This window comes from Actinoplanes sp. GCM10030250 (assembly GCF_042666575.1).
Lineage (GTDB): Bacteria > Actinomycetota > Actinomycetes > Mycobacteriales > Micromonosporaceae > Actinoplanes.
This window is the reverse complement of record NZ_JBHTDO010000045.1, coordinates 25347-48252: the sequence shown is the minus strand read 5'-3', so window position 1 is coordinate 48252 and position 22906 is coordinate 25347. Positions and strand designations below refer to the sequence as shown.

The 22906-nt window shown below is 71.8% G+C and carries 20 protein-coding genes; 10 read left to right on the top strand and 10 right to left on the bottom strand.

Features of this window, described 5'->3' with window-relative positions:
• The first annotated feature begins 2 nt into the window (after positions 1–2).
• The 5 genes from ACFQV6_RS38340 (at position 3) to ACFQV6_RS38320 (ending at position 8717) form a co-directional block, all read left to right on the top strand.
• Entirely contained in the window at positions 3–1457 is a 1455-nt protein-coding gene (locus ACFQV6_RS38340; protein ID WP_378032612.1) for a DUF6519 domain-containing protein, read from the top strand.
• 186 nt (positions 1458–1643) lie between these two features.
• Positions 1644–1799: a hypothetical protein gene (locus tag ACFQV6_RS38335; protein WP_109597081.1), complete on the top strand. Its 156-nt coding sequence runs from the start codon at positions 1644–1646 to the stop codon at positions 1797–1799.
• A 315-nt stretch (positions 1800–2114) separates the two neighbouring features.
• Positions 2115–3692: a flavin monoamine oxidase family protein gene (locus ACFQV6_RS38330; protein WP_378032611.1), complete on the top strand. Its 1578-nt coding sequence runs from the start codon at positions 2115–2117 to the stop codon at positions 3690–3692.
• A 237-nt stretch (positions 3693–3929) separates the two neighbouring features.
• Positions 3930–7262, top strand: coding sequence for a BTAD domain-containing putative transcriptional regulator (locus ACFQV6_RS38325; protein ID WP_378032610.1), 3333 nt, complete (start codon positions 3930–3932; stop codon positions 7260–7262).
• Positions 7263–7322: 60 nt separating this feature from the next.
• Positions 7323–8717: an FAD-binding oxidoreductase gene (locus tag ACFQV6_RS38320; protein ID WP_378032609.1), complete on the top strand. Its 1395-nt coding sequence runs from the start codon at positions 7323–7325 to the stop codon at positions 8715–8717.
• Positions 8718–8732: 15 nt separating this feature from the next.
• Here the strand turns inward: ACFQV6_RS38320 and ACFQV6_RS38315 are convergent, their stop codons facing one another.
• From ACFQV6_RS38315 to ACFQV6_RS38300, 4 genes are all read right to left on the bottom strand, one after another.
• Complete coding sequence (locus tag ACFQV6_RS38315; RefSeq protein ID WP_378032608.1) at positions 8733–9530, bottom strand: SAM-dependent methyltransferase; 798 nt, start codon at positions 9528–9530, stop codon at positions 8733–8735.
• Between the two features lie 201 nt (positions 9531–9731).
• Positions 9732–10862 carry a hypothetical protein gene (locus tag ACFQV6_RS38310; RefSeq protein ID WP_378032607.1) on the bottom strand — a complete coding sequence of 377 codons (1131 nt, stop codon included), beginning with the start codon at positions 10860–10862 and terminating at the stop codon, positions 9732–9734.
• Positions 10863–11131: 269 nt separating this feature from the next.
• Positions 11132–11380: a hypothetical protein gene (locus ACFQV6_RS38305; RefSeq protein ID WP_378032606.1), complete on the bottom strand. Its 249-nt coding sequence runs from the start codon at positions 11378–11380 to the stop codon at positions 11132–11134.
• A 135-nt stretch (positions 11381–11515) separates the two neighbouring features.
• A complete protein-coding gene (locus ACFQV6_RS38300; RefSeq protein WP_378032605.1) occupies positions 11516–12409 on the bottom strand; it encodes a helix-turn-helix domain-containing protein in 894 nt (297 codons plus the stop codon).
• A 476-nt stretch (positions 12410–12885) separates the two neighbouring features.
• On the opposite strand from ACFQV6_RS38300, the gene ACFQV6_RS38295 reads away from it, so the two are divergent.
• On the top strand, positions 12886–13272 hold the full coding sequence (locus ACFQV6_RS38295) for a hypothetical protein (protein ID WP_378032604.1): 387 nt from the start codon (positions 12886–12888) through the stop codon (positions 13270–13272).
• Between the two features lie 62 nt (positions 13273–13334).
• Here ACFQV6_RS38295 and ACFQV6_RS38290 read toward each other — a convergent pair whose 3' ends face one another.
• Positions 13335–13931 carry a DUF4232 domain-containing protein gene (locus ACFQV6_RS38290; RefSeq protein ID WP_378032603.1) on the bottom strand — a complete coding sequence of 199 codons (597 nt, stop codon included), beginning with the start codon at positions 13929–13931 and terminating at the stop codon, positions 13335–13337.
• Positions 13932–14182: 251 nt separating this feature from the next.
• Here ACFQV6_RS38290 and ACFQV6_RS38285 point away from each other — a divergent pair, with 251 nt between their 5' ends.
• Positions 14183–15247 carry a family 43 glycosylhydrolase gene (locus tag ACFQV6_RS38285; RefSeq protein WP_378032602.1) on the top strand — a complete coding sequence of 355 codons (1065 nt, stop codon included), beginning with the start codon at positions 14183–14185 and terminating at the stop codon, positions 15245–15247.
• A 29-nt stretch (positions 15248–15276) separates the two neighbouring features.
• Positions 15277–16332, top strand: coding sequence for a glycoside hydrolase family 5 protein (locus ACFQV6_RS38280; protein ID WP_378032601.1), 1056 nt, complete (start codon positions 15277–15279; stop codon positions 16330–16332).
• A gap of 170 nt (positions 16333–16502) precedes the next feature.
• Here the strand turns inward: ACFQV6_RS38280 and ACFQV6_RS38275 are convergent, their stop codons facing one another.
• The 4 genes from ACFQV6_RS38275 to ACFQV6_RS38260 are packed head-to-tail and all read right to left on the bottom strand — an operon-like array spanning position 16503 to position 20021.
• Positions 16503–17687: an ABC transporter permease gene (locus ACFQV6_RS38275; protein WP_378032600.1), complete on the bottom strand. Its 1185-nt coding sequence runs from the start codon at positions 17685–17687 to the stop codon at positions 16503–16505.
• Positions 17684–18370, bottom strand: a complete 687-nt coding sequence (locus ACFQV6_RS38270) for an ABC transporter ATP-binding protein (protein ID WP_378032599.1) — start codon at positions 18368–18370, stop codon at positions 17684–17686. The genes ACFQV6_RS38275 and ACFQV6_RS38270 overlap by 4 nt, the downstream gene beginning before the upstream one ends.
• Positions 18367–19470, bottom strand: coding sequence for a peptidoglycan-binding protein (locus ACFQV6_RS38265; protein WP_378032598.1), 1104 nt, complete (start codon positions 19468–19470; stop codon positions 18367–18369). Before ACFQV6_RS38265 ends, ACFQV6_RS38270 begins: the two co-directional genes overlap by 4 nt.
• Positions 19467–20021, bottom strand: a complete 555-nt coding sequence (locus tag ACFQV6_RS38260) for a hypothetical protein (RefSeq protein ID WP_378032597.1) — start codon at positions 20019–20021, stop codon at positions 19467–19469. The genes ACFQV6_RS38265 and ACFQV6_RS38260 overlap by 4 nt, the downstream gene beginning before the upstream one ends.
• Positions 20022–20150: 129 nt before the next feature.
• Here ACFQV6_RS38260 and ACFQV6_RS38255 point away from each other — a divergent pair, with 129 nt between their 5' ends.
• Both ACFQV6_RS38255 and ACFQV6_RS38250 read left to right on the top strand, forming a co-directional pair.
• Entirely contained in the window at positions 20151–21554 is a 1404-nt protein-coding gene (locus ACFQV6_RS38255) for a sensor histidine kinase (RefSeq protein WP_378032596.1), read from the top strand.
• Positions 21551–22213 (top strand): response regulator, encoded by a 663-nt coding sequence (locus tag ACFQV6_RS38250; protein WP_378032595.1) that lies wholly within the window; start codon positions 21551–21553, stop codon positions 22211–22213. The genes ACFQV6_RS38255 and ACFQV6_RS38250 overlap by 4 nt, the downstream gene beginning before the upstream one ends.
• A gap of 120 nt (positions 22214–22333) precedes the next feature.
• Here ACFQV6_RS38250 and ACFQV6_RS38245 read toward each other — a convergent pair whose 3' ends face one another.
• The gene (locus tag ACFQV6_RS38245; RefSeq protein WP_378032594.1) at positions 22334–22897 is read right to left on the bottom strand and encodes a TetR/AcrR family transcriptional regulator; all 564 of its coding nucleotides are present in this window, start codon (positions 22895–22897) and stop codon (positions 22334–22336) included.
• Positions 22898–22906 lie beyond the last annotated feature (9 nt).

Genomic DNA, 22906 nt, shown 5'->3' with positions numbered 1-22906 from the left:
ACATGCACGCAGATCTGTCCCGCGACACCTTCCGGGCCGGCCGGCACTACTCGATGGTGCTCGCCCAGCAGGGCCGGGTGACCCTCGACGCCGACCTCAACGAGCAGGCCGCGATCCACAACCACCTGCTGCGCACCCTCGTCGCCGACCTGATCGGCCCGGACGGCGGGCCCCGCGACGACGCCGGATTCGAGATCACCCACGTGCCCGGCAAGGGCGGCGCCCCCGACGACCTGTCCATCGGCGCCGGGCGCTACTACGTCGACGGTGTCCTGGCCGACGCGACCCCGCCGGTGGCCGGCATCGCCGTGCCCGACGAGGGCACCCCGACCGAGCCGGAGGAACCCGAGCCGTGGACCTATTTCACCCAGCCGGACGGCATCCGCGACCCGGACCGGGAGGGCGACCGGCTGCCGGGCGCCTTCCCGTACCTCGCCTACCTGAAGGTGTGGGAGCGCTCGGTGACCGCCGCCGAGGACCCGGCGCTGCGTGAGGTGGCACTCGGCCCGGCCATGCCGGACGCCGCGGCCCGCCTCAAGGTGAGCTGGCAGGTCCTCCCGCTGACCGGGGAGGAACTCGGGCTGACCGGCACCCCGGACCCCGACGCCGTCCGGGCCGCCCTCGCCGACTGGGCCGTTCGCGACGACGAGCCCCGGATGGCCGCCCGGGCACTGCGCCCCGACGACGCCGACGACCACCCCGGCCTGGCCGAACCGGGCGCCCGGTATCGCGGGCCGGAGAACCAGCTGTACCGGGTGGAGATCCACAAGGGCGGGCCGGTCGCCGGGTCCACCCTGAAGTGGTCACGGGAGAACGGCTCGGTGGTGTTCGGCGTGGAGGACATCGACGGTACGTGGGCCGAGCTGACCACCCTCGGCGGCGACGACAAGCTCGACCTGCGGGTGGGTGACTGGGTGGAGGTCGTGGACACCGCGTACGCCGCCCGCCTCGAGCCGCTGCCGCTGCTGCGGATCGAGGAGGTGGACCCGGCCGGGCGGCGGGTACGCCTGTCCGCCGAACCCGATCCGGGCGTCGGCCGCCGCCCGGAGCTGCACCCCTACCTGCGGCGCTGGGACCACGCCGGCGACGACGCGTCGGGCGTGCCGCTGCGGGAGGGCCGCTGGCTGCCGCTGGAGGACGGCGTGGAGATCTACTTCGCGGCCGGGGACTTCGCGTACGCCACCGGCGACTACTGGCTGATCCCGGCCCGCACCGTCACGGGCGACGTGGAATGGCCGAGAGACACCGAGCAGCGCCCGCTGCTCGCCGCGCCGGCCGGGATCAACGTGTCCTATGCGCCGCTGGCCTGGATCACCGGCGCGGGCGAGCAGAACGACCTCCGGCTCACCTTCGAGCCGCTGGTGACAGCTGTCGCCCAGGCAGCGGCCGGCAACGGCACCGCGAAACCGGCCCGCACCACCAAACGCCGCCCCCGCCGAACCGGGGCCGCCGAATGAGGCTCACCAGTTGAGCGGTCCGGGCAACTCGCGCGCCGCCGGTCCGCGCAGGCGGCCGGCTCCTGGGGCGGATCGCATTCGAGTTCACTTCGTTACCTGACCTGCCATCCACACGGATTGGTATTTCGATGCGTTGGGTACAGGAGGGCCAGCGGGAGATGCCCGCGAACGAAACGGAGCAAAGTCATGCTGGTTCTGGGACTCATCCTTCTGCTGCTGGGCATCTTCCTGAAGGTGTCGATCCTCTACACGATCGGCATCATTCTCCTGGTCATCGGCGCGGTGCTCTGGATCCTCGGCGCTGTCGGCCGCCCGGTCGGTGGCCGAAAAGTCTGGTTCTGACCCGGCCGCAAGGCGATGCTGAAAAGGGCGGCCCCGTTCGGGGCCGCCCTTTCGCACACCCGAACCGCCGCCCTCCGCACCTCCAGCCCTCACCGGCGCCCAGCTTCCCTGACGCCCAGCCGCCGGGCCCAGCTGGCGCTGAGCGGTGGTTTTCGCGCCGAGAGGCACCCCTGGCGTCCAGCCGGCGGGCTCAGCTGGCGCTGAGCGGTGGTTTTCGCGCCGAAAGGCACCGCTGGCGTCCAGCCGGCGGGGTCGGCAACCAATCTGCAATGTTCGATAGATGCCGGTGTTATCCGCGGCGGCGAGACTCGGGCGATGCGTGATGGAGAGGTCACTCGGCGTAGATTCCTCCAGTCGGTGGGTGTCAGCGGCGGGGCAGGGGCACTCTTCGCGACGATGGGCGCCCTCGGGCTCGCACCGGCGCGCGCCGCCACACCGAAGTTCTGCCCGCCGCACCCGTCCGACTTCCGCCTGACCGGGCGCGCGGCCCGCAAGATCGTGATCCTCGGCGGCGGCATCGCCGGGCTCACCGCCGCCTACGAGCTCGGTAAAGCCGGATACGACTGCACCGTCCTGGAAGCGCGCGACATCGCCGGCGGCCGCAACCTCACGGTCCGCGGTGGCACGGCGGAGACCGATCTCGACGGGCACACCCAGCGCGCGTCGTTCTCGCCCGGCACCTATTTCAACGCCGGACCGGCCCGCATCGCACAGTGGATGGTCACCCTCGACTACTGCCGTGAGCTGGGCGTCCCGATCCAGCCGTTCGTCAACGCCAACGCCGACGCGTTGATCTACAACGAGGGCGACGGTGCGCCGGTCCGCATGCGGACGGCGAAGGCCGACCTGTACGGGTACGTCTCCGAACTGCTCGCCAAGGCTACCGACCAGGGCGCACTGGACGGCCGGCTGACCGCCGAGGACAGGGAGCGCCTGCTGTCCTTCCTGGAGGACTTCGGCGACATCGGCCCCGCGCACGAGTACACCGGTTCCAGCCGGCGCGGCTTCACGGCGTACCCGGGAGCGGGCGAGAACACCGGCACGCCACTGCCCGGCCCGCCGTCGCTGTCCGACGTGTTCGCGAGCGATGTCGGCCGCTATCTGAGCTTCGAGTTCGGCTACGACCAGGCGATGATGATGTTCCAGCCGGTCGGCGGCATGGACCGGATCGTGACCGCCCTGACCGCGGCGGCCGGCCGGCAGCGGGTGCGCCTCGGCGCCCGGGTGCTGAACGTGACCGGCCGCGCCTCGGACGTCACCGTCACCTACCGGCAGGACGGCCGGGACCACGCGATCACCGCGGACTTCTGCATCGCCACGCTGCCTCCGCACCTGATGGCCAAGGTCCCGCACAACCTCGGCGCCACCGTGACCGCCGCGCTCGCCGGGTTCTTCCCGTTCGCCGCCGGCAAGATCGGCCTGGAGTACCGCAACCGCTGGTGGGAGAACGACCTGCGGATCTACGGCGGCGCCACGCAGACCGACCTGGACATCGCGCAGGTCTGGTATCCGTCGCACGACTTCCACGCCCGGCGCGGCCTGCTCGTCGGCTACTACCACTTCGGCCCGGCGGCCGAGACCTACGGCGCGCTGATCCCCGCCGAGCGGACCGCCCGGGCCGTCGCGCAGGGCGTGAAGATCCACGGTGAGAAGTACCGTTCCGAACTCGATTCCGCGTTCTCGGTGGCCTGGCAGCGCACCCCACACCTGGAAGCGGCCTGGGCCTATCCGCCGTGGGACGACAGCACCGGATTCCGCCTGCTGCTGCAACCGGCCGGCCGCGTCTACTTCGCCGGCGACTGGCTCAGCCAGGCAGTCGCCTGGCAGCACGGCGCCTTCCTCTCGGCCCGCGCCGCCGTCACCGCCCTGCACCAGCGAGTCCTCACCTCCTGACCGACGCCCGCCGCCCGGCGTAAAGCACCGCCCGGCGTAAAGCACCGCCCGGCGCAAAGCACCGCCCGGCGTAAGTAAGCGCCGCCCGGTGTGAAGCCCTGCCCGGCGTAAAGCGCCGCCCGGTGTGAAGCCCTGCCCGGCGTAAGCCACCTCCATCGAGGTGGCGGACCCGGCATGTGTGACAGCAGTGCGAGGCGCTCGTTGACTGCGTGATGTCGCCGGTGGTAGGCACTCACTGTGCTGCGGGGGGAGACCCGCCCGGCGGTGCCGGCATCGCCGCACGTGCGGATCCAGCTGCTCGGAGAGTTCACCGTGGACCGGGACGGGACGCCCGTCCAGGCCCGCGAGTGGCGGCTGCGCAAAGCCCGTACCCTGGTCAAGCTCTTGGCATTGGCGCCGGACCAGCGCATGCACCGCGAGGTCGTCCTGGAGGTGCTGTGGCCCGGCCGGCCGGTCGCGTCGGCGGTGAACAACCTGCACCAGGCCGCGCACATCGCCCGGCGGGTCCTCGCGGGCGACGGTCCGCACGGTGGCCTGCTGGAGGTGCACGACGAGATGGTGGTGCTGTGCGCGACCGGCCTTCTCGACGTCGATGTGCGGCGGTTCGAGCGGTCGGCCGCGGCAGCCCGGGCGTCCGGTGAGCTGGTGGCGCTGCGTGCCGCGGTCGAGGCGTACGCCGGTGATCTGCTCCCGGAGGACCGGTTCGAGGACTGGGCCGTGCGGCGGCGCGCGGAACTGCGCGAAACCCTGGGGGAGCTGCTCATCGATCTGGCCGCGCGGGCCGGTCCGGCGGAGGCGATCGCGGCGCTGCAGCGGACGCTCGCGATCGACGCGCTGCACGAGGTGGCCGTCCGGGGCCTGATGCGCCGCCTCGCCGCGGCGGGACGGCGCCCGGAGGCGCTGGCCCGTTACGAGCGGCTGCGCGACGACCTGTCGGCGGGCTACGGCAGCGATCCCGATCCGGAGACGCGGCGGCTCTACCGGGATCTGCTCACCGGTGACCGCGACGACGGGCCGCCGCCACCGCCGGCGGACGCCCGGCGGCACAACCTGGCGCCGCCGCTGACCAGCTTCGTCGGCCGGGACCGGGAGATCGCCGATGTGCACCGGCTGCTCACCCGCGGTGGCCTGCTCACGCTGACCGGGGTCGGTGGTGCCGGCAAGACCCGGCTCGCCGAGGAGGCGGCCCGCCGGCTGCTCGGCAGCTACCGCGACGGGGTCTGGTTCGCCGATCTGGCCCAGGTCACCGACGCGCGGCTGGTGGCGAACACGGTGGCCGCCGCCCTCGGCCTGGACCCGGCGGCCGGCGCCCATCCGCTGCGGACGCTGGCCGGCCGGCTGGCGCCGCGGACGCTGCTGCTGATCCTCGACAACTGCGAGCACCTGCTCACCGCGTGCGCCGAGTTCGCGGGTGCGGTGCGCCGCGCCTGCCCGGGGGTGACCCTGCTGGCCACCAGCCGGGAGCCGCTGCACGCGCCCGGTGAGGTCACGTTCCGGGTGCCGTCGCTCGAGGTGCCCGACCCCGGTACGCGAAACGACCTCGACCGCCTCGCCGCACTGCCCTCGGTACGCCTGTTCCTGGACCGCGCTCGCGACGTGCGCCCCGGTTTCACCGTCGACGCCGGGAACGCGGCAGCCGTGGTGGAGATCTGCCGCCGCCTCGACGGCATCCCGCTCGCGCTGGAGCTCGCCGCGGCCCGGATGTCGCACCTCGAGGCGGTGGAGATCGCCGAACGGCTGCACGAGGCCCTGTCCCTGCTCGGCCGGCGCGGCACGCTGACCCGCCACGCGACGCTGCGGGCCACCCTCGAATGGAGCCACGCCCTGCTCGCCGCCGACGAGCAGATCCTGCTGCGGAGGCTGGCCGTGTTCGCCGGCAGCTTCGCCCTGTCAGCAGCCGAACAGGTCTGCGCCGACGAGAGGCCCGACGAGAGGCCCGGCGCGAGGCCCGACGCGAGGCCCGACGCGAGGCCCGACGAGACGCCCGAGACGCCCGGCGAAGGGCTGGCCGGTCCGGACATCCTCGACTGTCTCGGCCGGCTCGTGGACAAGTCGCTCGTCCAGATCGAGCGCGCCGGCGACCGCTCCCGCTACCGCCTGCTGGAGACGATCCGGCTGCTCGCCCGGGAACGGCTCACCGGCGCGGGCGAGGCCGGCACGTTCGACGCCGCGCACTGCCGGCACTTCCTGCGGCTCGCCGTCGACAGCGACCCGGACCGCGCAGCCGGGATCGTGGTGGAACGCCCGCAGGCCCTCGACATCGACCACGACAACCTGCGCGCGGCCCTGGGCTGGGCGCTGCGGCACGACCCGGCGCGTGCCCTGCTGCTCGGCGTGAGCCTGTGGCGCTACTGGCTCGCGCGCGGCCACTTCGTCGAGGGCTCCGGCTGGCTGGAGCGGGTTCTCGCCGCGGCACCAGAACCGTCGCCGGAGCGGGCACGGGCCTGGTTCGCGCTGGCGATCCTGGACGCCCGCCGTGGTCTGAGCGAGCGGCTGCCGAGCCTGGGTGACGCCGCCGTCGCGGCCGCCGAGCGTTGCGGCACACCGATCGAGGTCACGTCGGCCCGGCTGATGCGCGGCATCCTGCTGGCCGGGGTCGCCGAGCTGGACGAGGTGGAGCACGTCGCCGAGGCGGCGCTCGCGGGCGGTGAGCCGCCGCCCGCACCGGTCGCGGCCGTGGCGCACTGGCTGGTGGCCCTCGCGGCGCTGTTCCGGGAGGACGTGGACGTCGCCGGGCAGCGCCTCGCCCGGTGCCTGGAGCAGCTGAGCCTCGTTGATCCCGCGGCGCCGCCGTTCCTGCCGGCTGTGACCGTCTCGATGCCCCTGATCCCGGCCGGCGGGTCACTGGTCCCGGTCTTCGAGGAGACCTGGCTGCTGGGCCGGCGCGTCGGAGCCGTTCAGGGTCATGCGTACGCCCGATCGGTTCTCGGCTACGCCCATCGGCTCGCCGGTGACCTGGGCAGTGCCCTCGACACCACCCGGCGCTCGGCCGACGCGTTCGCCCGCGTCGACGACGCGGCCGGCCTCGCGCACGCCCTGAACCACCTCGGCTGTGTCGAGCGCGACGCCCGCCTGTTCGAGCCGGCCGGCGAGCACCTGCGTGAGGCGTTGCGGCTGCGGGAGCGCCTTGGCGACCGGCGCGGCGAGAACCTCAGCCGTGCCAACCTCGGACTGCTGGCGGCCGCGGTCGGTGACATCGACGAGGGTCGCCGGGTCTCCCGCGTCGCGCTCGACCGGTTCGAGGCCGTCGACGACGGGCCGGGCGTCGGCGGGGCACTGCTCAACCTGGCGGTGGTCGAGATGTTCGCCGGCGAACGTCACCGCGCCCGGATCCTCGCCGAGCATGCGGTGGAGGCGTTCGCACCGCAGGGCTATCTGCGGCTGGACGCGTGGACCCGGCTGCTCGCCGCCGAACTCGCCCGCGACGACGGCGACCCGCAGGCCCTGATCCGCCACGGCCGCGCCGCGCGTGATCTGTTCCGCCGCCTCGGCTGCCGGATCGGCGCGGCCCGGGCCAGGGCACTGCCCTTGGAAGCGCTGCCCCTGAAAGCCGCCGCTAAGCGACGCTAAGCCGCTGCGAAGGTCACGTTCCTAGCGTCGGAGCCGACAACCGATGCGACGGGAGCCATCATGACCAACACCCTTGGCGAAGCCACCCTCGGCGAGCTGGCCCAGGCCTTACGCGGCGAGCTGATCCGCCCGGAGGATCCGGGGTACGACGACGCGCGCTCGATCTGGAACGGCGCTCACGACCGGCGACCGGCCCTGATCGTCCGCTGCTACGGAGTGGCTGACGTGCTCAAGACGGTGGAGTTCGCCCGCAGCGAGGGACTTCCGCTGGCGATCCGCGGCGGCGGCCACAGCATCCCCGGCTTCTCGACGGTGGACCAGGGCATCGTGCTCGACCTGGCACCGATGCGGGGCGTCCGCGTGGATCCGGCCCGGCGTACGGTCACCGCACAGGGCGGAAGCCTGTGGAGTGACGTCGACGCGGAGACCCAGGCGTTCGGCCTGGCGGTGACCGGCGGGCTGGTCTCGACCACCGGCATCGCCGGGTTCACCCTGGGCGGCGGTATCGGCTGGCTGGTCCGGCGGTGCGGCCTGACCTCGGACAACCTCGTCGGCGCGGACATCGTGACCGCCGACGGCCGGTACCTGCACGCCAGCGAGGACGAGCATGCCGAGCTGCTGTGGGCGCTGCGGGGCGGCGGCGGCAACTTCGGCGTGGTCACCTCGTTCGAGTTCCGCCTGCACGAGGTCGGCCCGACGGTCTTCGCCGGACCGGTCTTCTACCGCGGCGAGGACGCCGAGCGGGTGCTGCGCGGCTTCCGGACGGCCACCTCCGGGGCGCCGGACGAGCTGTCCATGGTGCTCAACATGACCACCGCGCCGCCGGCACCGTTCCTGCCCGAGGAGATCCACGGCAAGCCGGTCGTGGCGGTTCTGGGCATGTGGTCGGGCCGTCCCGAGGACGGTGACGCCGTGACCCGGCCGTTCCGCGAGCTGGCACCCGCGGTGGTCGACCTGTTCGGCCCGGTGCCGTACACCGGAATGCAGACCATGCTCGACGCCCTGTACCCGCGCGGGATGCACAACTACTTCCGGTCCGCCTTCTTCTCCGACGTCGGCAACACCACCATCAAGGCACTGACCAACGCGTACGCCCACATGCCCAACCCGTTCTCCGAGCTGCACGTACACCACCTCGGCGGCGCGATGGGCCGGGTGCCGGCCGGCGCGACCGCGTTCGGCACCCGCGACCAGGAGTTCATCCTCAACGTCGTGGCCCGTTCGGCGACCGCCGACGGTTATCCCGCGGCGGTCGAGTGGGCCCGCGCGGCGACCGGCGCCCTGGGCCCGGACGCCGCGGCCTACGTCAACTTCACCGGCGAGGCCTCCGAGGACCGGGTGCAGGCCGCCTACCCCAAGGACACCTACGAGCGGCTGGTGGCGGTCAAGGACCGGTACGACCCGACGAACCTGTTCCGCCTCAACCAGAACATCAGGCCGTCGGCCTCTCACTGAGAGTCTCCGCTGCTCCTACGGTTTCCGGCCGACCCCGCAGTAGACGTTGAGCTGCTGCGGGGTCGTGCCGGGTTCGGGCCGCCACAGCGGTGTGGGAACGACGCCCGGCTCGACGAGGTCCAGGCCGGTGAAGAAGCCGCGCACCTGCTCGGGAGTGCGCAGGTGGTAATCGGCGCCGGCGCTGCGCGCGGTCTGCACCGCTTCGGCGGTCTCAGCCGTGACGACGCTGTCGTTGACGACGAGGTAGCTGCCGGCCGGTACGGCGTCGAGGAACTGCTCCACGATCCGCGCCGGGCCGGGCTGATCGTCGTCGGCGACGTTGCCGAGGATCCCGAGCATCATCACGGCGATCGGCTGGGCGAAGTCGAGGGTCTCGGCGGCCGCCCGAAGGATGCCGGCGGGATCGTGGACGTCCGCCCCGACATAGGCGGTGGCGCCGCTGGCGCTGCCCTGGAGCAGCGCTCGGGCGTGGGCCAGCACCAGCGGATCGTTGTCCACGTAGACGATCTTGGATGCGGGTGCGAGCCGCTGGGCCACCTCGTGGGTGTTGTCGGCGGTGGGCAGGCCGGTGCCCAGATCCAGGAACTGGCGGACCCCGGCCTCACCGGCGAGGAACCGCACGACCCGGCCGAGGAACGCGCGTGAGGCTAGAGCCACCTCGACGACGTCCGGATAGACCTGCTTGACCTGGTCACCCACGGCCCGGTCGGCGGCGAAGTTGTCCTTGCCGCCCAGCCAGTAGTTCCAGATCCGCGCACTGTGCGGGACGTCTGCCCGCAGGTCCGCCGCCGAGAGCCCGCCGGTCATCGTCATCCCGCCTGTCCGTGGAGATCGATGAGCAATTTTCAACCTGGCATCGGGCCTGAAGCTGCCGGGCCGTTGTCCGGCGCCGGCGCCCGAGGCCCTCGCCACGTTGAAAAAGGCTCAATGTCCACAATGGTGGCGGCCAGCATAGTGCCCGGCGCGGCGGCACGGGGTCCCGTGGCCGCGCCGGCGACCACGGGAACACCTCCGTCAGGGTTTGGTGACGGTGACCGGAGTGCTCACGGTGAACGGTTTCGCCAGGATCGGGCTCCGGACCAGCGTGGTCACCTGTCCCGGCCCGCGGACCAGGCCCTTCATCGTCACGGTGTAGGAGACCTCGCCGCCCGGGACGGTGCTCGTGCTGGTGACGCGCAGGTCCTGTGACGGGAGGACTCCGGCCGGCAGGCGCGCGCCGGTGGTGCCGGTGGCGTTCTCGGCGCCGACGACGAACGGCACGCCCGGATCGGTGATGGTGTCGAACTTGTAGGCGTACTGGATGTCCTGGGTGCCGTTGACGCCGAGCCACGCCTGGAACACCTTCAGGTCCCCGGTGCCGTGCACGTTGACCTGCCATTCGACGACGATCCAGCTCGAGACACCGTCGGTGAGGACGGCGGCCTGCGCGCCGGTCGTCCCGGTGCCGTCCAGGTCTGCCCAGAACGGGGCGATCACACTGTTCGGCCGGACCGGATCGGGCACCGCGCCGGGCTCGGCCTGGTCGCCGGCCTCACCGCCGCCGGGAACGAGGTAGCCGTTGGAGGAGATGCCCAGCCGGGTGTAGGTGGTGTCGTTGAAGACGAAGCCAGGCACGTCGAGGTTCGACAGCTGTTCGTCGCCCAGCGGGATGACGGTGGCGCCGAAAGCCGCCAGCGGCAGGTAGCCGAAGAGGGTGCCCGGGTCGGGAGCCACCGAGACCGGTCCGCCGGCGCGGGTGCCGTCGAGTGTGGCGCGCGGTGCCTTGGCGGTGAATGGGGTGGTCACCGTCGCTCCCGTCGCGCCGGTCAGAAACAAATTGACCGAGGACGCTGTCCCGAGGTCGACGGTGGTGTTCGCCGTACCGATGTTCTTTGCCGTGATGGTGCAGGTCGTCGATTGTTTCACCGCAATGGTGGCGGGGTCGCAGGCCTGGGTGACCCGCAGCGGGCTGTCCGCGGCCGGCGCCCGGTTGTTGCTCCTGGCGGCGCCCGCCGGCGCCGAGACGGTGAGCGCGACGCCCGCCGGCCGCAACGTGCCGCCGTCCGGCGCGGCCTGCGCGGCAGCCGGCACAGCGCCACCGGCGATGACCATCAGCGGCACCACTCCGGCGACGGCCGGAAAAACAATCCATCGGGTACGCGACATCGAGTATTCCCTTTCTTGGAAGGTGCGGTCAGAAAGAGAATGCGGATGGTAACGGGAACCCGGCGTCCTTTGTCCGCAAGGCGTCAGCGACCCTGCCCGATCATTCCTCCACATCGGAACGACAGGTTTTCCGGTACTGCCGATCAGCTATTTCGCATTGATGCGTGCGGTTTTGCTATCCACGCCGGGTCGCATCTCGCACTTTGTTCCTCACCGGCGGCGGCTGCGTGCACGGGAGGAGTCACCGCCGCCCGCCCGGCACGCGGCGGTCAGGGCCGCCGGTTGGAGGGCAGCATCGCCAGGCGCTGGGCGCGGATCAGCACGCGACGGCGCCCGACGTGCTGCCCGACGGAGCTGACCTCCACGCCGTCCACCTCGTACCAGAGCTCGCCGTGGTATTCCACCGGGCTGTCCCAGAGGACGCGTTCGACCCGTAACAGGAGCGGTCCGCTGCCGAAGCAGTAGTCCTCCTCGTCGAACTGCAGGGCCGGCCGCTCAGGACCGCGGTTCCTGTCCATGGTCCGTATCCCATCGCCAGCAGAATTTCCCATGTGTCCAAGGATGTGCTGCTGCACTCGCAGAATCAAGTGCGTGTGCACGTGCATATGCACGGTGGCGGACAAAATGGAAGATCGGCTGGCGGCAGTCGCCGATCAACCGAGTTGTTGCTGCTGAGCGGGTGTGTGGGAGCGCAGAATGGCCTCGACGGCCGAGGCCGCACGGCTCGGCGGTGCGGCCGCGGCGCAGGCGCGGTCGATGGCGAGGGCGTACTGCTCGACGTCGAGCGGCCGGTCGACATAGGTCGCGCCGGTCGGCTGCTCCACGTAAACCATGTCCGGCAGTTCCGGCTCCGCGAAGCGCAGAATGGTGAAGGGCAGCCCGGCCATGGCCAGCGCGTCCGCCCGGAACGAACCGATGTGCAGCCGGATGTTGGGGACCCGGCTGGCCTCGGCGAGCACCTCCAGCTGCCGCCGCATGACCTCCGGGCCACCGAGCTGGCGGTGCAGTGCCGCCTCGTCCACCGCCGCCCACAGCACCGCCGGGCTCGTGCCGCGCAGCACATGCTGTCGTTCCTGCCGCAGCGAGACCCGCCTGTCGATCTCCTCCTGCGACGAGGAGCAGGAGAGTTCCAGCAGCGCCCGGGTGTAGTCGGGGGTCTGCAGCAGGGCCGGGACGAAGTGCAGGTCGTAGGTGCGAATCATCGAGGCGGCCTGCTCCAGCCCCAGGTACGAGGTGAACCAGGGCGGCACGACGTCGGACAGCGACTGCCACCAGGCGGGTGTGTTCGCCTCCCGGACCAGCGTCAGCAGGTCCTGCCGCTCGTCGTCCTCCACGCCGTAGAAGGTGAGCAGGTCGGTGATGTCGCGTTCCTTGAAGGGAACCCGGCCCAGCTCCATCCTGCTGATCTTGGATTCCGAGGCCCTGATGTGCCAGCCGGCGTCCTCCCGGGAGACCTGCTGGGCGAGCCGGTAGCGGCGCAGGCGGGCTCCCACCCGCATGCGTAAAGCCGTGGGGGCGCCACGATCGTCGGAGAAGGCCTGCGTCATGAATCCTCCTCGGGCCATGGCAGTCGACTCTGCATCGGCGATACCCGCTGCACGTGCATCGAATCGTGCATCGTCACAACCGTCACGAGTCTCGCACGATCGAGGGACCAAGCCTCACCGTGACGCGTCGTTCGATTCGCCCGTTCGAGATTCCAGCCGAGTTCGGCGAGCGTGCCGGCCGGCTGGAGTTGACGGGCGGACCATCGAGGGGTTCCTCACCCCGGCCACCTGTGGCTACGGCGCCTCGCCGCGGAGGCGGGCGAGGCCCTGGAAGCGACCTGACCGGTGATCATGACCGATTGCCGCCGCCCGCTACCGTGCTCACCGTCGAGCCGCGCCCGCTCCACAATGGATGCCGGGCCGGCCAGCCCCCGAGCAGGAGGAGCAGCAACCGCATCATGGCGGAATCCCGAACATCAACCCAGGAACTGATCAAGCCGCAAAGGAAAGGCATCCCCAGGCTGGCACGCGCGCTCATGGTGATCCCCGCGACGGTGGCACTCACCCTGGCCGGAACGATGACAGCGGCGTCGGCCGCGACCGGCGTGCCGGGCGGATCACCGCCGGCCGCGAACGGTTACAGCGTCTGGTGCGTGTCGACGAGCGGCGCGAAAGCGTGCTTCGAGGCGTACGGGGACATCATCTGGGTGAAGGACACCAAGGCGAACGGGGCACCCGCCGCCGGCACGATCAGCGGCGGTGACTGGCACCGCGAGTGCCACAACCCGCACGGCGCGGACGCCGGATGGGTGAGCTGCAACTTCAACGTGCCGGAGTACGAGGCGGGCACGCTGTGGGCCGTCAACAATCCGTTCATCGGCAACGAGGCGAGCACGGAGATCAACACCAGCAGCTACATCTGACCGGTGCCCGGCGGCCATCGCGGAGGCAGGCGGTGGCCGCCGGTCAGAACCCCGCCGATCGATCAGCCGAGTGCTTCGGTGCGGGTCTGCCGCAGCGGGCCGATCCGCATCGCCGTCATGGCGATCCCGGCCTGATCAGCTTCGGGCACAGCGATCGTGTCGGCGACCGAGCCCGCCGAGTCCGGGTCGACGATGAACTGGAGAGCGACCCCGGCCCCGCAACCCTTACCGCCCACGTCGCAGCCGTCCCACTCGACCTTGGACCAGGCGTCCGCCCGCGGCTTCAGCACCACCGCAGCGCCCCCGGCCTGGCCGGCCTTGCGCGTCGGCACCCGGACGAGCTCTCCCGGCGGAGTCACCAGAGCGATGTCGGCCCACCCCGGAACCTGACAAGCCCGCCCCGAGGTGTTGGTGAGGCGCAGGACCGCCGCGCGCTCGCTGGACTCTGCCCGCCGGGGGAGTCCCATGACAATTCCGGTCAGATCATCGGTAAGACAGGCCGGGCTGACCTCGGCCGCAACGCCGGACTTCTCACCCGCGGACGCCTCCACGGTAGGGCTCCCGCCGACGAACCCGACGGCGGCCGCCGCAACGAACACAGCCGGGGCGAGGGTCATCAGCATCCGGCCGGCGGTGATACGCGGCCTGTTCCGTGTCATGCCGATCACTCTGCCGGTTCAGCGCGCTGCGTGATCCACCGTGCGCGGTGGGTGGCACGAAGCCGGTAGCAGATATTCGCGATCATCGCTTGACAGGCAACGTGTTAGCGATAACATCTTCCGGTAATACGGTCGTAACATTCGAGGTCATCGGTTCCCCTGCCGGTGTCAGGACCGTGGTGCGGTGTCCCCCATCTCCATTTAGCGATAACAGGAGTACGTGGCGTCCCCATCCCCAGAAAGGATCCCCCATGTTCCTGGAACACCGGCGCAAAGTCCTGCGGCGACTGCTCACCCTCGCCGGCGCGGCCCTGCTCGCCTCCACCATCGGAGCGGCCGTCCCCGCCGGGCCCGCGCTCGCGGCGCCCGGCCCGTCGTTCACCAACCCCCTGGTGGGTACGCCGAACAGCGCTGACCCGTCGATCGTGTACTCCAACGGCAACTGGTACTACCTGGCCACGACGTGGTCGTCGCGGATCGTCATGCGTACCGCGTCCACGATGGCCGGCCTGAAGAACGCGGCGGAGCGGACGGTGTTCACGCTGACCGCCGGGCCGGGCTGCTGCACGATGTGGGCGCCGGACATCCAGTGGATCAACAATCGCTGGTACATCTACTTCTCGGCGGAGCCGTCGCCGGGCCAGGGCGCCCGCCGTACCGGCGTGCTGGAGAGCAACGGCACCGACCCGCTCGGGGCCTACACCTACCGGGGCATCCTCAACCTGGAGCCGAACGGCGGGTGGGCGATCGACGGCAGCGTGGTCCGGTTCAACGGCTGGCCGAACCACTTCGTCTACTCCGCGTTCCGCGGCGGGGACCAGGGGCTGTTCATCGCCCCGATGTCGTCGCCGACGCAGGTCTCCCGCAACGGCGTACGGATCTCGTCGCCGACGCTGTCGTGGGAGCGGCAGGGCGGAGCGGTCAACGAGGGCCCGTACGCCGTCTACAACGGCGGCAAGACGTTCCTGACCTACTCGGCGAGCCACTGCCAGACGGCTGACTACAAGCTCGGCACGCTGACCTGGACGGGTGGCGACCCGATGCTGGCCAGTTCGTGGACGAAGAGGTCCACGCCGATCTTCCAGCGCAGTGACGCGAACGGCGTCTACGGCCCGGGCCACGCCTCGTTCACCAAGTCGCCCGACGGCGCGGAGACCTGGATCGTCTACCACGCGAACTCGTCAGCCAGCCAGGGCTGCGGCACCACCCGCACCACGCGGGCACAGAAGATCGGCTGGAACTCCGACGGCACGCCCAACCCCGGTACGCCGGTACGGACGGGCGTCTCGATCGCGGGCCCCTCCGGTGACTCCTGATGAAGACCAATCGAGCGATGGGACAATTCATGACACGGTTCACGTCATCTGACGATCGCGTATCAGGACGCCGGCTGCTGCTCGCCGTGGTGACCGCGCTGGTGACCGCCCTGTCGACACTGGGCGTCGTCGTCGCCGGCTCGTCGCCGGCCGCCGCCGCCACCAACCAGTTCCGCGGGATGAACTGGGCCGTACTGGGTGACAACTTCAGCACCGGCCCGCTCGTCATCCAGGGTCTGAGCCAGTCCGACAGCAACGCCACCGTGCGGGCGAAGGCGAATGCCCTCTACGACGACATGGCCACCATGGGCGTCAACACCGTCCGGCTGCCGATCAACACCCACACCGTGGGTACGACGTGGTGGAACGCCTACCGTGGCGCGATCGACGCCGCCACCGCCCGCGGGTTCAAGGTCATCCTCGCCTACTGGGAGGACGGTGCCGCGTCCGGCGGCAAGATCACCAACATCGCCGCCTGGAACACCATGTGGTCCAAGGTGACCAGCACCTACGGCGCGAACACCAACGTCTACTTCGAGCCGATGAACGAGCCGCACGGCTACAGCTCGGCGGACTGGCGCAACGTCGCGGCGAACTGGATGAGCTACCACTACTCGGCGGTGCCCGCCCGGACGCTGATCGGCGGGACCGGTTACAGCCAGGACCTGCGGGACGTGTGCAACGACAGCCGCTTCAGCGGAACACTGCTGTCCTTCCACCACTACGCCTTCTTCTACAGCGCGATGACCTACGACGCCTTCCGGAGCCACATCCAGACCCGCCTGGGCAACTGCGCCTCCCGCGCGGTCGTGACCGAGTTCGGCGCGCCGATGTCGACCGGCCTCAACTACGCCAACGCGAGCAGCACCGACAACTTCGTGCGGCACATCCGCGCCGTCACCCAGGTCATGCGTGACAACCAGATGGGCGGCACCTACTGGCCCGCCGTCGGCGGCAAGCCCACCGGCACCTCCGGTTTCGACTCCTACTCGATGTTCGCCATGAGCGGCAGCGGCACCGGCCTCAACCTGGCCGTCCGCAACACCTCCGGCCGCGACCGCGTCCGGTACGGCTGGGGCCTCTGACGGGCCCCGGCGTGAACCAGCCACCGGCGTGAACTCGCCGGCGGTGAGGGATCGCTCCCTGAGCTGAATGCCTGCCCGCCACGTACCGCTGCCGTCACCTCCCAGTGCGGCACCGGTACGTGGCGGTTCCCTTGGTGCCCACGCGGCGGTCAGGTGGGGGAGCGGGACGGTCAGGCCGTGCGCAGGGCCTCGGTGGGGGACAGGCGGGCGGCACGCAGCGCCGGGTAGAGGCCCGCGCATCCGCCGATCAGCACGGCCGCCGCCAGGCCCGCACCGAGCGCGGTGACCGGGATCAGCGTCTGCCAGCCCCGCGTGGTGGCCATCGCGTAGGTGATCAGGCTGCCCAGCAGGACTCCGGCAGCCCCGCCGCCCGCACCCAGCAGCAGTGACTCGACCAGGAACTGGGCGGCAACGTGCCCACGGGTCGCGCCGAGTGCCCGCCGCAGGCCGATCTCGCCGCGCCGTTCCAGCACGGAGATCACCAGGACGTTGGCGATGCCGATGCCGCCGACGAGCAACGCCACCGCGCCGAGGCCGAGCAGCAGAACGGTGGTGCCGCCGGTGACGGCGAGCCGGGCGGTGAGCGCTTCGGACGGGCGGCTGACCGCGACCTCCTCGGGGTGGGCCGGGTTGGTGGCGCGGCCGAGCAGCCCGGCCACCTGGTCGGTGCGCTCGGTCTCCGCGCGTACGAAGATCCTGGTCGGATGGCCCCGATAGCCGAAGTCGGCGGCCGCTGCGGGCGCGCCGATCAGGGCGGCGCTGTCCAGCTCGGGTGCCAGTTCGACGGGGGCCAGCACCCCGACCACGGTGTACCAGCGCTCACCCAGGTAGACCCGCGGCCGATCGGTGACGTCCCGGATGCCCAGCACCGTGGCGGCGTAGTGGCCGAGCACCACCGCCGGATAGCGGGCCAGGGCCGGGTCCAGGAAACGTCCGTGCAGCAGCGTGGCGTCGAGGGTGGCCGGCAGCGCCGGATCGGTGGCCCGCACGGACAGGCCGCCGGTACGGCCGACGGGAATCCGGTCGTTGCGATAGATCCGGACGGGCAGCGTCGCGGTCGCCGCGGAGGAGAGCACCCCTTCCGTACGCGCCACCGCGGCTCCCGCGGTGGCCGGGAGCTCGGCCTCCGTACCCCGAATGGTCTTGCCGTTGGCCACGGTCAGCAGGTTGGTGCCGACCCGGTCGATCCGGGCGATGACGTCGGACTGGCTGGAACGGGTGACGCCGAGGACGGCGACCAGGGCAGCGATGCCGATCGCCACCCCGAGCACGGACAGCGCTGCTCGGCCGGGCCGGGAGCGCAGCCCCACGGTGCTCACCGGAAGCAGGTCGGACGGGCGAAGGCGGGACCTCATGAGGCGCTCCCGCTGTCGGCGACGACCAGGCCGTCGTGGAGTTCGACGCGCCGGTGCATCGCCGCGGCGACCTGCTGATCGTGAGTGATCACCACGATGGTGACGCCGTCGGCGTTGAGCTCGTGCAGCAGCGTGACGACGCCCTCGCCGGTGGCCGAGTCGAGGTTGCCGGTGGGTTCGTCGGCCAGCACGACGGCGGGCCGGCCGACCAGGGCGCGGGCGATGGCCACGCGCTGGCGTTCCCCGCCCGAGAGATGCCCGGCGGGAAAACCGGCGCGGTGCGCGAGACCGACCCGTTCCAGGGCGGTGCGGGCGGCGCGGCGGCGTTCGGCGGCCGGTACGCCCCGGTAGAGCAGGCCGGTGGCCACGTTGTCGGTGGCGCTGAGCCGGTCGAGGAGGAAGAACTGCTGGAAGACCACGCCGAGGCGGTGCGCGCGTACGCCGGACAGTTCTCGATCGCTCAGCTTCTCGACCGGGTGGCCGGCGATGCGTACCGAGCCGCCCGACGGCCGGTCGAGGCCCGCGGCGAGGTTGAGCAGTGTCGTCTTGCCGGAGCCCGACGGGCCGGCGACGGCGACCAGTTCGCCGCTGTGCACCACGAGGTCGATCCCGCGTAGCGAGGCGACCGGCGGGGTGCCGGGATAGATCTTGCGGACGCCGAGCAACTCCAGGACGGCGGTCATCTGGCCGGCACCTCCACCGACTGGCCGGCGGTGAGACCACTGACGATCTCCACCCGGCCGGTGCTCTCGTCGAACAGGCCGGGTTCGACCGGAGTCTCGGTGCCGCCCGCCAGGCGGACCTGGTAGCCGCCGCCGGGGCGGGCGAGCAGGGCGGCGATCGGCACGAGCAGCACGCCGGGGCGGGAGCCGGTGGTGATGTCGACGGTGACCGGCGCCTGGTCGAGGCTGAAACCGCGGGGCACCTGGATCGCGATCGTGACCGCGACCGTGGCCTCGTCCGGGTTCACCGTCGCGGGCGGGCCGTCGCCCTCGCCGGTGGTGGGTGAGGTGGCGACCTCACCGACCGCGGTGACCCGCCCCGGAATCGGATCGGTGTCCGGCAGCGAGACCTCGACCCGGTCGCCGACGTGCACCCGGCCGCGTTCCGAGGCTTCCAGCTGGGCGATCACGGCACGTCCGGTCGAGGTCGCGGTGAACACCGTCGCGCCGGGGGCCGCCTGCGCGCCGACCCGGGTTTCCAGGGCGGTGGCCCGCAGCGGGGCGGGCAGGAACATGATCTGACCGAGGGTGAGCCGGCCGGTGCGCCGGTACGCCGGCCACCCCCAGGAAGCCTGCCATCGGCGGATCGCGGCGGCGGTGGCTGCCGTGAAGTGCCGGTCCACGGTCATCCGGTGGTGCGGGTCGAAGCCGAGGGCGACGAGGTTCCGTTCGAGTTGGCGAACGTCGGGTCCGTCGCTCACGCCGTACCGAAGATCACGATAGGCCGGGACAGCACCCAGCAGGAGGCGGACCGGCGCGTCGGCCACCCGGTAGAGAATGTCTCCGCGGTTGACGACCGCGCCCGGCGCGGGCGCCCCGGTGAGCACGCCCGGCGTGCCCTGATGACCGATCGTGTAGGAGCCGGTGTAGGCGAGGGCGCCGCTGATCCGCACACGCTGGGTGAGCGTGCCCCGGGTCACCTCGGCGGCGCCGGTGGTCACCTCGGCGGCCGGTGTCCCGGCGGGGCCGGGGCCGGTGCGGGCCGCGTAGGTCACACCGGCGGCGAGTGGCGCGGTCACCGCGACGGCGAGCACGGCGCCGGCCGTACGCCGGCGGCTCACTTCTTCCCGCCGGTGGCGCCGATGATTTTGAGGTCGCCGTCCCAGATCTCGTGGCAGGCCTCGGCGGCCTGCTCCTGCAATGCGCCCGGGATGCCGTCGGCCAGCGACGTTCCGCTGAAGTCGAATTCGCCGGCGGCGTTCGGGTCCGGGAACTCGGGGAGTCCGTGCTGCCGGACGCACTCCGCGTATTGGGCGAGTTTGCGCAGGTCCTCGGCGCTGTACTGCTCTTTGGGGCGGAACGCGTTGGGCGGATACCGGTCCTCGATCGGCCGGCAGGTATCGATGATCGACTGGTGGTTGCGCAGGTCGTCCTTCCAGTTGTAGTCGTCCGCGATCGGGAACTGGAGGTAACCGTCCTGGTTGAGTTCCGCGTCGGGCATCCGGGTCAGGCCGTTGTCGCGCAGGCACCGGACCCATTCCTGGCCCAGGGCGAGCAACTGCTGGCCGCCTGCCGAGGCGGACGCGGTGGGAGCCGGTGAACCGGAGTCACATCCGGCGATCCCGGCCCCGAGCAACACGGCGAGTAGCACTGTGGAGGCTGATCTGGTCATGGCTTCACCGTGGCTGTCGCGACGACCGGAATCATCCGACCGGGGTTCCGGCTTCGGCTGGGCGTTGGTACCGCGGACGTAGCACCTGAGTCTGACGCCGGCCGGGGATCGGCTTCCTACGATGGGGGCGTGCCCCGGTTCGTACCGCGCAGCCTGCTGACCGACGCCGCCCTGGCGCTGGGACTGCTCGCGCTGACCATCGGGCCGCGATATATGACCGAGACGCTGGCCGGCCTGAAGCCGGGCGCATATGTCCCACCGGACAGCACCTGGTGGTGGCTGGCCGCTCTGATCGTCGCCGGACTGCTGATCCGGCGGCAGCGGCCGGTGGTGGCGCTGGTGCTCACCGCGGCCGGCACGTTCGGTCATCTGCTGCTCCAGACCAAGTTCCAGCTGCTCGACCTCGCTCTGCCGCTGGTGATGTACACGGTCGCCGCCCGGGCCCGGCACCGCCGCTCGGCGCTCGCCGTGCTCGGCGTCGTCATGGTTCTGACCTACCTGGCGATGCTGGGTGGCCGGGTCCGGGTCGAGCAGGAGTCCATCCGGTCCGCGAAGCTGGACAAGCTGTACGTCGAGCAGGCCGGCGGCACCGCGCAGGCAGGCGAGCCGCGGAAGCCGACCGGGGCGACGAACGCGCAGGTCTGGGCCGAGAGTCTCGCCGACACCGGCCAGGCGGCTCTGGAGATGTGGCTGCTGCTGGTCGCGGCGTCAGCGGTCGGCGACGGGGCCCGCAGCCGCCGGGCGCATCTCGCAGCCGTCGAGCAGCGCACCGCCGATCTGGCCCGGGAGCAGCGGCAGCGGGCCGCGCTCGCGGTCGCCGCCGAGCGGGCCCGGATCACCCGCGAACTGCACGACGTGGTGGCGCACGGCATGTCGGTGATGGTGGTTCAGGCGCAGGGCGCGGCCGCGGCGCTGGACCGGCACCCGGACCGGACCGCGACGGCCCTGCAGCACGTGATCGCGACCGGCCGGTCGTCGCTCGCCGAGATGCGCCGGCTGCTCGCCGCCGGGCGTACCGGCCCGGCAGACGATCCACAGCTCTCCCCGCTGCCGGGGATCGGCGCGGTGCCGGCGCTGGTCGACGAGTTGCGGTCCGCCGGGATGCGGATCGACCTGCACATCGACGGGACGCCCGCGGCGGTGCCGGCGGCGGTGGACCTGTCCGCGTACCGGATCGTGCAGGAGGCGCTGACGAACACGCTCAAGCACGCGGGCGACGGGGCGGCCGCACGGGTGGGGCTCGCCTTCGATCCGGAGTGCCTGCGGGTCGAGGTCGCCGACGACGGAGCGGGGCTCGCCGGGGGCGCGGACGGACACGGCAACGGGCTGCGCGGCATCGCGGAACGGGTCGCCACGCTGGGCGGCGAACTGGAGACCGGCGACGGCGACGGCGCCGGGTTCCGGCTGCGGGCGACGCTTCCGCTGGCCCCCACGACGCTTCCGCCGGCCCCGACGACGCTTCCGCCGGCCCCGACGACGCTTCCGCCGGCCCCGACCACGCTTCCGCCGGCTCCGACGACGGTGGGCCGATGAGCGTGCGTGTGGTGCTGGTCGACGATCAGACCCTGGTGCGCACCGGCTTCCGGCTCGTGCTGGACGAGACCGGCGACATCGACGTGGTGGGCGAGGCCGCCGACGGGGCACAGGCCCTCGACGTGGTGGCGCGCACCCGGCCGGACGTCGTGCTGATGGACGTACGCATGCCTGGGCTGGACGGGATCGAGGCCACCAGGCGGATCCGCGCCGCGCCCCACCCCGCCCGGGTCATCATCCTGACCACCTTCGACCTGGACGAATACGTGTTCACCGGCCTCCGGGCCGGCGCCAGCGGTTTCCTGCTGAAGGACGCCCTCGCCGCCGACCTGATCTCCGCGGTCCGGGTGGTCGCCGCCGGTGAGTCGGTGGCGGCGCCCAGCGTCACCCGCCGCCTGATCGCCCACTACCTGGGCAGCACGCCGTCCCGCCCGGTCACCGACCAGCGGCTTGCCGCTCTGACCGGCCGCGAGCGGGAGGTGCTGACGCTCGTCACCCACGGCCTGTCCAACGCGGAGATCGCCGCGGCACTGTTCCTCTCGGAGAGCACCGTGAAGACACACCTCGGCCGCATCCTCGCCAAACTCGGCCTGCGCGACCGGGTGCAGGTGGTGATCCTGGGCTACGAGTGCGGCCTGGGCGGCCCGGGAAACGTTTAGCGGCCGCGGCGCTCGGCGCCCTGATGCGCCGGGCCCGTCATCTTCCATGTCCGGCGGCAGGTGAAGGCGCCCCGGCCCGTCACCGTCCATGCCCGGAGGCAGGTGAAGGCGCCCCGGCCGTCACCGTCCTTGCTCGGCGGCGGGTGGGGGCGCCTGGCCGGCGAGCCGGACGAACAGGTCGTGGGCCGCGTCCACCTCGCCCGGGTCCTCGCCGGCGAGCAGGTCGATCAGCAGGCCGCGGCTGACCGCCACGCCCAACCGCAGCATCGCCGGGTCGGTCTCGACGCCGAGTCGTTCCCCTGCCTTCTCGGCGTCGGCCAGCCAGCTCGTGGTGAGCCCGGGCGGCCCCGGCGCCGCCCCGCGCGCGGCCAGCGCGAACACCTCGAAGAACAGCCGCACGAACGGCCGGGCCTCAGGACTCGAAACGGCCCGCCAGACACCGGTCATCAGCTCACCCGGGGTCCCCGCGGTCTCGGCCAGCGCGGTCATGGCGGCCCGCTGCCGCTCCTCCATCGCGCCGACCACCGCCGCGAGCAGGCCCTCCCGGGAGCTGAAGTGGTAGAGCAGCATCCGATGGCTGGTGCCGGCTCCGGCCGCGATCTCCCGCAGGCTGCGGTCGGCCAGCCCGTCGCGGGCCGCGAAGCCGAGGATCCGACTGAGCAGGTCGTCGCGGGATTCAGACATGTACCAAAT

Coding starts and splice junctions, on each gene's coding strand:
- ACFQV6_RS38340 (WP_378032612.1), top strand. CDS start 3: ATGCACGCAGATCTGTCCCGCGACACCTTCCGGGCCGGCCGGCACTAC.
- ACFQV6_RS38335 (WP_109597081.1), top strand. CDS start 1,644: ATGCTGGTTCTGGGACTCATCCTTCTGCTGCTGGGCATCTTCCTGAAG.
- ACFQV6_RS38330 (WP_378032611.1), top strand. CDS start 2,115: ATGCGTGATGGAGAGGTCACTCGGCGTAGATTCCTCCAGTCGGTGGGT.
- ACFQV6_RS38320 (WP_378032609.1), top strand. CDS start 7,323: ATGACCAACACCCTTGGCGAAGCCACCCTCGGCGAGCTGGCCCAGGCC.
- ACFQV6_RS38315 (WP_378032608.1), bottom strand. CDS start 9,530: ATGACGATGACCGGCGGGCTCTCGGCGGCGGACCTGCGGGCAGACGTC.
- ACFQV6_RS38310 (WP_378032607.1), bottom strand. CDS start 10,862: ATGTCGCGTACCCGATGGATTGTTTTTCCGGCCGTCGCCGGAGTGGTG.
- ACFQV6_RS38305 (WP_378032606.1), bottom strand. CDS start 11,380: ATGGACAGGAACCGCGGTCCTGAGCGGCCGGCCCTGCAGTTCGACGAG.
- ACFQV6_RS38300 (WP_378032605.1), bottom strand. CDS start 12,409: ATGACGCAGGCCTTCTCCGACGATCGTGGCGCCCCCACGGCTTTACGC.
- ACFQV6_RS38295 (WP_378032604.1), top strand. CDS start 12,886: ATGGTGATCCCCGCGACGGTGGCACTCACCCTGGCCGGAACGATGACA.
- ACFQV6_RS38290 (WP_378032603.1), bottom strand. CDS start 13,931: ATGACACGGAACAGGCCGCGTATCACCGCCGGCCGGATGCTGATGACC.
- ACFQV6_RS38285 (WP_378032602.1), top strand. CDS start 14,183: ATGTTCCTGGAACACCGGCGCAAAGTCCTGCGGCGACTGCTCACCCTC.
- ACFQV6_RS38280 (WP_378032601.1), top strand. CDS start 15,277: ATGACACGGTTCACGTCATCTGACGATCGCGTATCAGGACGCCGGCTG.
- ACFQV6_RS38275 (WP_378032600.1), bottom strand. CDS start 17,687: ATGAGGTCCCGCCTTCGCCCGTCCGACCTGCTTCCGGTGAGCACCGTG.
- ACFQV6_RS38270 (WP_378032599.1), bottom strand. CDS start 18,370: ATGACCGCCGTCCTGGAGTTGCTCGGCGTCCGCAAGATCTATCCCGGC.
- ACFQV6_RS38260 (WP_378032597.1), bottom strand. CDS start 20,021: ATGACCAGATCAGCCTCCACAGTGCTACTCGCCGTGTTGCTCGGGGCC.
- ACFQV6_RS38250 (WP_378032595.1), top strand. CDS start 21,551: ATGAGCGTGCGTGTGGTGCTGGTCGACGATCAGACCCTGGTGCGCACC.
- ACFQV6_RS38245 (WP_378032594.1), bottom strand. CDS start 22,897: ATGTCTGAATCCCGCGACGACCTGCTCAGTCGGATCCTCGGCTTCGCG.